This is a genomic window from Bradyrhizobium sp. Ai1a-2 (genome assembly GCF_000426245.1).
In the GTDB taxonomy this organism is placed as follows: domain Bacteria; phylum Pseudomonadota; class Alphaproteobacteria; order Rhizobiales; family Xanthobacteraceae; genus Bradyrhizobium.
On the sequence record NZ_AUEZ01000020.1, the window covers coordinates 110,923 to 118,647 of the forward strand.

General features: G+C 57.5%; 5 protein-coding genes and 1 pseudogene. 2 read left to right on the forward strand and 4 right to left on the reverse strand.

What is annotated here, in order from left to right; translation table 11 throughout:
* The first annotated feature begins 144 nt into the window (after positions 1-144).
* Positions 145-828, forward strand: a complete 684-nt coding sequence (locus K288_RS0116215; RefSeq protein ID WP_027580510.1) for a hypothetical protein — start codon at positions 145-147, stop codon at positions 826-828.
* Between the two features lie 27 nt (positions 829-855).
* Here K288_RS0116215 and K288_RS52390 read toward each other — a convergent pair whose 3' ends face one another.
* From K288_RS52390 to K288_RS50605, 4 genes and pseudogenes are all read right to left on the reverse strand, one after another.
* On the reverse strand, positions 856-1,194 hold the full coding sequence (locus tag K288_RS52390; protein ID WP_152535543.1) for a hypothetical protein: 339 nt from the start codon (positions 1,192-1,194) through the stop codon (positions 856-858).
* 137 nt (positions 1,195-1,331) lie between these two features.
* Positions 1,332-1,793, reverse strand: coding sequence for a phage terminase small subunit P27 family (locus K288_RS0116225; protein ID WP_027580511.1), 462 nt, complete (start codon positions 1,791-1,793; stop codon positions 1,332-1,334).
* Between the two features lie 216 nt (positions 1,794-2,009).
* The gene (locus tag K288_RS54715) at positions 2,010-3,050 is read right to left on the reverse strand and encodes a VCBS domain-containing protein (protein ID WP_244443154.1); all 1,041 of its coding nucleotides are present in this window, start codon (positions 3,048-3,050) and stop codon (positions 2,010-2,012) included.
* Between the two features lie 11 nt (positions 3,051-3,061).
* Positions 3,062-7,474: pseudogene (locus K288_RS50605) on the reverse strand (Ig-like domain-containing protein); the annotation flags it as partial.
* 20 nt (positions 7,475-7,494) lie between these two features.
* Between K288_RS50605 and K288_RS50610 the strand changes: the two are divergent.
* The coding region (locus K288_RS50610) for a transposase (RefSeq protein WP_152535545.1) at positions 7,495-7,725 on the forward strand (231 nt) is incomplete at its 3' end.

Below are 7,725 nucleotides of genomic sequence, written 5' to 3' on the forward strand. Positions count from 1 at the left end.
GCTTAATTTCCATACCGTTATATTTATTTCGCATTTTTCTATCTGCGAAATTTTCTCAGCTCAGTAGAAAGTTAAGCAAACAGCCGCAAACCGCTGCAGAACCTGAACAGAAAGGTGAAGTATGACGTGAGACAGGAGTAAACGATGGCAGATAACGACATCACAAAAACCAGCTCCGAGATGAAAGTGACCAATCAGAGCGAGCTCAATGATCTCCTTGTGCAGATGCGGGCCGAGACTTCGGTTCAGGCGCGATTGATCTTCGCGCTTGATGCGACCGCCTCGAGGCAGCCGACCTGGGACATGGCTTGTGACCTGCAAGCACAGATGTTTGCCGAGGTTGCGAATCTCGGTACGTTACATGTGCAGCTCGTCTTTTATCGTGGCCAGGAATGTCGGGCTTCGAACTGGATGGCAAACCCTAGGCAATTGGCCAAGGCAATGCGATCTTTGGTCTGTATGGGTGGAATAACGCAGATCGGTAAGGTTCTGTCCCACGTATTCCGCGAGAACACCAAAGAACGCGTCGCTGCGGTGGTCTTCGTCGGAGATGCATTTGAGGAATCCGAGGGCCTCGTCCTGGGCAAGGCAAGGAAGCTCGGCGTACCGATGTTCGTTTTTCAGGATGGCAAGGACCCGGTTGCCGAGTCCGTCTTCAAAGGTATCGCCGCGAGCACAGGAGGCGCTTATGCGCGTTTCGATCAAGGAGCGGCTCGCCAGCTGGGCGATCTCTTAAAGGCCGTGGCAGCGTTCGCTGCAGGCGGGATCACGGCGCTGGAGTCGCGGAAGGATGCAGCGTCCGCTAAATTGTTGACACAACTAAATTAGGGCTGATTAGTTGTCGCATGATTGCCGTCAGTGACCCCTCGCAGTGTTCGGCGGTTGCGGTTGCAATGACACCGGCAGGGGCACCCTATTCGCGATCTCGCGTTCGATGGCCCATCGATCACGCGGACCCAGTCGATGCAAACGGCCGAGCCGCGCCCGCACGGCATGCCAGAACCGGTCGCGCTCGCTGGTCTCGTCGATCCGGTCTTCGAACACGCGAGCAATCCGACAAACGATCCGTAGCGTCGGCTTGCCCTCAAGCAGAACACGTTCGCACAAGACGGCCTCTTGAGCCCACGGCGCGCCTTCAGTGTGTTTGCGCCATTCCAAACGGACCCGATTCCAACAGACCGAAAAGCTCGACATGATCGCTCCCAGAGTCAGCGCAGTCCTGTTGCGCCGGCACTAACTCGGCTACCTCGTCCTGGCCCAATCCGATCAGGATGAACTCACTTTGCGTGTGTCTCGAATGAAAATAATGGCGACTCGCCGAGGCCGACGCTTCACTTCAGCAACCCATCAAACTTGCTCGGTGGAGGCGGCGGGGTGATGCCGCTTAACCGTAATCGCGCGTTCGGCGATAAGCCGAACTCAGCGCCAATCCGCCGCATGTCCTCCATAGCTTGCGAGGCAATCCGCACCAGCGGGTTTACCCGGGGAAGGCCTTCGGCAGTCTTGATCGTCAGTTCGCCCGAGCGCTGCAACGCCTCTTCGGCCTGTTGCCAGTGCGCATAGGCACAGCAGTAGGCGCTGAACGGACCGACGTCGAGAACGGTGAGCAGGTTGAGACGATGCAGCTCCGGCGCGAGGTGAAGCCACACCTCTCGCGCATGGCCTGTCAGATGCGCCGGTGGATTGGGCCATTGCTCGGTGCGTGCAGGCTCAGGCGGCTTGCGCGCCGTGCGCTTGCCGGGGTTGCCTTTGAGCAGGCGGAGGTGTGGATGTTCAGGCGGCGGACCGGGCATGAGAGCCTCCTTTTCCTGACTTAGGCGGGGCAATCTACCACGGTTCTACTTAGTTTGGGGCCGAGGTCTGTTTCTGAGGGTATAGCGGACGTCCGATGCTCGCTATCACTAGTCGTATTTTAACCCAAAGTTAGGCGCCAGCATCCCTCGATACTGGCGCGTGGAACATGTTCAAAGAAGCAGATTCACGCAACCTTGGCAGAATGCTGGGAGCTTCTAAGCCCAGTACATGTCGTTCCCGATAGCATTGAGGACCGCTTTGGCAACATCGGGGCACAGGTTGCCATGCAGGTCCTCCGTGTCGATATCGAGGCCTGCAAGCGCATCGGCATTGTCATCGAAAAAGTCCTTTATGACGGCGATCTTTTCGAGTCTTGCGTCCTTGTCAGCGTTAGCCCAGATGGTCAGGTCGTCATTCGCCCCTGCCTTGAGTACCAGCGAGCCGTCTTCCACGCTTGCGTTCTCGAAACGAGTACCTTTGAAGACGAACGCATCCCCGTCTGCGAGCAGGAAGTCTCGGATCGTATCAGTGCCATGGTGGTTGGCATTTAGCTCAAAGCAGTCGCGTAGGCCTTCCGCTCCGCGCTCGGTTTGACTGCCCGAGTGAGCTTTGTGGTTAATCACCACGTCGTCTGTCCCGAGACTAGCTTGATCCATGCTGGTGGCCAAATTGCCGTCCGCATCGCGCGCACTGGCCACTGCTGAATTCACGATCTCTGTTCCGGACTCGAGATGGACCCTGTCAGTAACGCGAAACGTCCAAGTCTCCCCTACATCGACCAGGCCGTCGCAGTCATTGTCCCCGCCGACAAACGCCTTGCGAACGTCGACGACGTCGAAATCGTCGCAAGGATTGTTCGGAGTTCCGTTGTCATCGATCAGTGAAACGAGCTTCAGCTCGGCATCGGCTGGGTCGGAGCTCGTATTGCGCACCTCGAAAGTGTAGGCGACCTTAGCGTGCACATCGACGTTAGCACCGTCACGATCATGACCATCATGGTGCTTCTCGTGAGGTCCGAAGCAATGCGCCTTGATTTTGTCGACGTGGAGTATCTCCACCGACTTGGAAAGTTCTATGCTCGGCGACGAGACGGGCTCGTCAGTTACTCCGTTGATGGTGACTGTCGCTGTCGCCGTGGCGGCGTCGCCGCTGCCGTCTGAGGCGGCGTAAGTGAAGCTGTCTGTGGCGGTCTCGCCGTCGTTGAGATGATCGAAGGCGCCGTTGGGGTCGTAGGCAACAGTACCATCCGCTTGCACTGTCTGCCGACGTCGGCGATCGAGCCGTTCACTGCCGCGACCACGAGAGCATCGTTGTCCGGGTCGCTGTCGTTGGCGAGCACGTTCTTGCCCGCCAGGACGGTATGCTCGCTGGTCGAGAACGCATCGCCATGGACCGTCGGCGGCTGATTGATGCTGGATCCGGCAATCGCGACAGCGACGTTGGCGGAAGCCGTCCCGCCTTGTCCGTCGGAGATCGTGTACGTGAACTGGTCGGCGCTGTTTTGACCGGGCGGAATGCCCGAGAACGCGCCGTTCGGATCGTAGGTAATGGTGCCATCTGCATTCAGCGTCACCTTGGCGCCCGAGGCGAGGTCGACGGTTCCGCCGGTAGCCACTGACAGGCCTGCGATGGTGGTGATCGCGAGCGCGTCACTGTCGGGATCCGAGTCGTTGGCAAGCAGGGCGCCGGTCACCGCCGGCCCCGCCGCGTTCACGGCAAGCGCATCGTCAGTGGCAATGGGACTAAGATTGATTCCGGCTTCCCCCGTACCAGCCTTCAGGTTGCTGATGAATATCCCGCTGTCCAAGACGAAGTCGCCGGTATCCGCGACCGTGATCGTGAGAGTGTGCACCGTTCTCGTCGGGTCGAGCGCTCCGGATATCGTGAGCTTGTGCGATACGCCGTCATACTCTGTGGTCAAGGGTGTCACAGGCACGCCCGCGGCGGCCGCCGTGCTGTTGTTCAAGAAGTAGCCGCCTGAGACGTTCTGCGACAGCACGCTCAATGGCGTGGAGGGTTCGTTGACATCGAAGAATGCATAGTCCTGATCGTCGACGAACACGCCGGCTATGTCAACGAAGTTGTTGATGTACTCTGGGAATTCGTCCGACCCGAAGAGCGCGTCGAGGCTGATCGTCGTCGCCGTGGGATCGGCCACCGTAAACGTAATGGTGAGTACGGCCGCATCATGCGTAAGTGCTGAGAAGCCGGCTGCGGTGAGCACGCTTTCGAGGGGCCCATAGCCGGGCATGCCGTTATTGCCAGTGAATCCGGGGCTGGTGTTGGTCGATCCGATCGACGCGTTGCCGCTGCTGAGCAGAAGGCTGGGTCCTAGTGTGAGTGATTCACTGCCAACCATGCCGAGATCGACGCTTGGAAGGCTGGCGAGTGCAGCTGTGGCTCCGGCATAACTGGCCGCAGTGATCGTGATTCCGCTGTTGGCTGAAAGAAGCGCTTGAACGGCGTCTGTGACCGCAATGCTCGAATCTCCGGCAATTGTTACGTTCGCAGTCGCTGAACTGGCTCCTCCCTTTCCGTCGCTGATGGCGTAGGTGAAGCTGTCAGTTGCGGTCTGACCGGTTTGAAGGCTCGCAAACGCCCCGTTCGGATCGTAGCTGTAGCTGCCGTTGGCGGATACCGCCAGCTTGGCGCCGGAGGGCAACGTCACCTGTGACCCGATATTGGCGGGTGAGCCATTGACTTCGGAGACCGTCAACGAATCTCCATCCGGATCACTATCGTTGTCGAGCAGGTTTCCGCTTCCCATCGGACCGTTCTCGTTGACGCTTAGCGCATCATGCACGGCCACAGGCGGGTGGTTCACCGGCACATCGGTGACGCCATTGACAGTGATTGTGGCGGTTGCCGTGGCGCTGCCGCCATGGTCGTCGGACACCTCGTAGCTGAAGTCATCGGCGGCCGACTGCCCGTCATTGAGGCCCTCAAAGGCTCCGTTCGGATCGTACGCTACACTGCCGTCGGCGCCTACCGTAAGCAGCGCGCCTGAGGCGAGCGCGATCTGGCTGCCAACATTGGCGGCCGAGCCGTTGACCGCCGAGACAGCCAGGGAGTTACCGTCGGGATCGCTGTCGTTGCTGATCACTGAGAGGCCGGTGAGCGCGGTGTTCTCACCTGTAGCGAAGTTGTCAGCAGTGGCGACCGGATTGGCGTTCACTGCGCCGACAACCGTGACGTTCACAGTGCCGACTGCGGCGTTTCCGTGCCCGTCGCTGATCGAATAGCTGAGGCTGGCTGGACCCACATAGCCGACGGTTGGAACAAAGTGGAGTGTCGCGGTAGCTTCGTTGAAACTTGCTATTCCGTTCACCCCTGACGCTGCGCCCGTGACTGCGAGGGGATCTTTGTCGGGATCGGTATCATTGCCTAGCACTACAGAGGCTGGAAGCACAAGTTCCACACCACTCGGCGTTGAGGCGGTGTCACTTGCGGCAAGTGGGGCATTTTGGAAGTTGGGCCCATCGACGTCACCGAGGGAACTCGCTGCAGCTGAAATAGCCGCCGTGAGATTCGCTCCAGTGAAGCTGTCCACAATCGACTGAACTATTGTGGCGTTACCGCCGGAAGATGAAAGGGCGCTCGATACCGCGCCCTGTGCCACCTTCTCGATGGCTTGAATCGCAGCGACGAGGCCGACACCGTCAATCACGGCTTGCACCTGATCAACTGCTTGGTTCAGCGCGGTCACGAGAGTTGTAAGGCCGGTTCTAGCAGCGGCATCAAGTAGATCACTCGTAGCGGCGGCAACTAGTGCTTCCACCCTTGCCTGGTCTGAGAGATCGAACGTCTCACCAACGGGAAGTATAGAAATTTGTGCCGCGAGCTTATCGAATGTGACAATTGTGGCATCTGCAACGGACCCACCGCTAGCGCTAGAGATCAGGCAAGCGATCTGCGAAACTGTATTGTAAATTTTAGCGCCTTGGATGAATGCCGCAGCTTCCCCGCCTTTAGCGGCGATAAGTGGATCTGTGGTCATGATATCGAAAGAACCAAGATTTAGCGTCGCCGCGACGACATTCATCGGATTGACGACACCTTGCTCAGCGAGCTCAACGACAATCGTCGTAAGAGGCGTTATATATGGAGCCCCGCTTGGAGCTCGAAGTTCACCGAGAAATGCAACGCCCGTCGAAACATCAACCCCGCCCGAAAGATACAACTGACCGACCCCGTCAATGATATACCTTCCTGCTGAATCGGTTACCGTAGTCGGCTCACCAGAATCCTGAAGACCGTTCCCGTTACTGTCCAAGAAAACGTGGGCACCACTCAAGTATCCTTCTACAGCAGCTCCGCTCGTTTGTGATTTGGATCCATACAGTTGCTGAACGTAGGTTACATCTGCGGGCTGTAGAGACAGCAAATTTCCCCCGCCGTCATTACCGTCCGCCATTACGGCAGGCAGGCCGTCTGACAAGATCATATGTCGGAGGCCAATCGCGTGCCCGACTTCGTGGAGCAGCAGGGGAACGGAAAAATTATTAACAGCTATGTCGCCGGATAGTGCGGTCTCATGAAGTTGCCCAGGCGTAATGAATGAGGCGTTCGTGAAACTCCCGATGTACTTGGGGGGATTCCCAACACCGTCAGTTATGGTGTTAGAGCCGGGTGTAAATTGAGATTTATACACTTTGATCTGTGCGTCAGCATCATTATCTGGCCGCAATATAAAGTTGATATCCGCAACATCGGACCATGCATTCAGGGCTGTTATGAGGTTGTTGCGGCTAGCGGCTAACCCAAAGCCACTAATGGACTCCGACAGGTGACCCGTGAGCTCTGCACTATCAAAATAATCTAGCGACACGCCACCTGCCGACATTAGGCTTACGGTAACGTTGCCACCAGACGTCCCCCACGCCTTACTGCTTCCCCATTTGGTGTAGGCTGGGTACAGCGTCGCTGTTGGACTATTAAGGACTGGTGTTCCAAAGGATACGGCCTCTACGTTGCTAAGTACATCGATCCCATTTGTGGTTCGAAAAATTGCTGCTGCGTTGGTCGCGCCGCCGCCGATTGTGAGCGATTTCTTTAGGGTGTCATATTGTATAAATATGGACGGGTCTGCATTGGCTATGCCCGAGAAATACGCGACGTCGAAATCGGAGTTCTGACCTTGAGGATTAGAGCCTCCATCGAGGGTGTCATTGCCTAGAAATCCGAATAGAACGTCATCTCCCGGTCCGCCATTCAAATAATCGTCGCCGCCGTCTGTTTGGGACGCCGGGCTACCGCCCAAGAGCACATCGTTCCCCCAGCCTCCGAACAGCACGTCATCGATACCAACAGTGAAAGATGCGGCTCCTCCTACAAGAATGTCGTTTCCGCCGCCCCCGAAAAGTGCGTCGCTACCCTGGCCTCCGTCCAAATAGTCATTTCCGTCGATGATTTCGGTGGAGGTCTCGTGATAGGCCGTGATGCTCGTAGCGTTAGCTGGGGGTACAAAGGCCCGGACATCGGACTGGTATGTGATATTATAGGTATTGAACCTATCGCTCGAAAATCCCGTTAGGACAGCCGTGTTCCCCTCGTCCGTGCCGACGAGATAATTGTAAATGAAATCGTCTTCGTTATTGGTGCCTCGAAGAATGGTAAGCGTAGCGCAGAGGCCCGTCGGATTGTTTGTGCGGGGTCTTAAGAGCACCGTTAGAAGAGTCATCTTCAGCAAGGGTGCTTACAATGGACGACCATTCGGATGACATAAGACGACCGTTGTCGCCGCGTATCGAAGTGTATGCTGGCGCAGGTCGCAAGCGGTGGCCGGATGATTTGAAGGCACAGATTGCCGCGGAAAGCCTCGAGCCGGGGGCGGTTGTCACAGACGTCGCCCGTCGCCATGGCTGCCGGCCCCAGCAGGTGCACGACTGGCGGCGCCGGGCGCGTTTGGGCCAGTTGGTGCTGCCGGCTTCG

Excerpts from the sequence above, each read along its gene's own strand:
- K288_RS0116215 (WP_027580510.1), top strand. The coding sequence starts at position 145 with ATGGCAGATAACGACATCACAAAAACCAGCTCCGAGATGAAAGTGACC.
- K288_RS52390 (WP_152535543.1), bottom strand. The coding sequence starts at position 1,194 with ATGTCGAGCTTTTCGGTCTGTTGGAATCGGGTCCGTTTGGAATGGCGC.
- K288_RS0116225 (WP_027580511.1), bottom strand. The coding sequence starts at position 1,793 with ATGCCCGGTCCGCCGCCTGAACATCCACACCTCCGCCTGCTCAAAGGC.